The organism is Sphaerisporangium rufum (genome assembly GCF_016863395.1).
Taxonomy (GTDB): Bacteria; Actinomycetota; Actinomycetes; order Streptosporangiales; family Streptosporangiaceae; genus Sphaerisporangium; species Sphaerisporangium rufum.
In genome coordinates this window covers 1-567 of record NZ_BOOU01000171.1, presented here as the reverse complement: position 1 = coordinate 567, position 567 = coordinate 1, and the positions used below count along the sequence as shown (strand labels likewise).

1 protein-coding gene is annotated in these 567 nt (G+C 72.0%); it reads left to right on the top strand.

All coding sequences use genetic code 11. The features are described from left to right. Window positions 1-40 precede the first annotated feature (40 nt). Window positions 41-567: CLIPPER-2 domain-containing protein (locus tag Sru01_RS35195; protein WP_203995315.1), on the top strand; the 527-nt coding region annotated here is incomplete at its 3' end.

The following is a 567-nucleotide window of genomic DNA, read 5'->3' as shown; positions in this document are numbered from 1 at the left end:
GTTCTCCGGGACGGGTCCGCCGCCGGTGATCACCTGTCCGGTGACCACGCTGGAGCCGGGGGAGAACACCACCTGTACCGGCACCTACGTGACCACCCAGGCCGATGTGGACAGCGGCGCGATCCTGAACACCGCGGTCGCGACCGGCACCCCGCCGATCGGGCCGCCGGTGAACTCGCCGCCGTCGTCGGCGACGGTGACCATCGAGTCCGCGCCGGGGATCGCGTTGAACAAGTCGGCGTCGCCGGCGAACGTCTCGGCGGCCGGGCAGACCGTCACCTACTCCTACGCCATCGTCAACACCGGTAACCGGACGCTGACCAGCGTGGGCGCCACCGACACCGCGTTCTCCGGCACCGGGACGCCGCCGGTGATCACCTGCCCGGTGACCATCCTGGCACCGCAGGAGGCCACCACCTGCACCGGGACGTACGTGATCACGCAGGCGGACATCAACGCCGGTGCGGTGCTCAACACCGCGGTCGCCACCGGCACCCCGCCGGACGGCCCGCCGATCACCTCGGCGCCGTCCACGGCGACCGTCACCGCGACCGAGCTGCCCAGCCT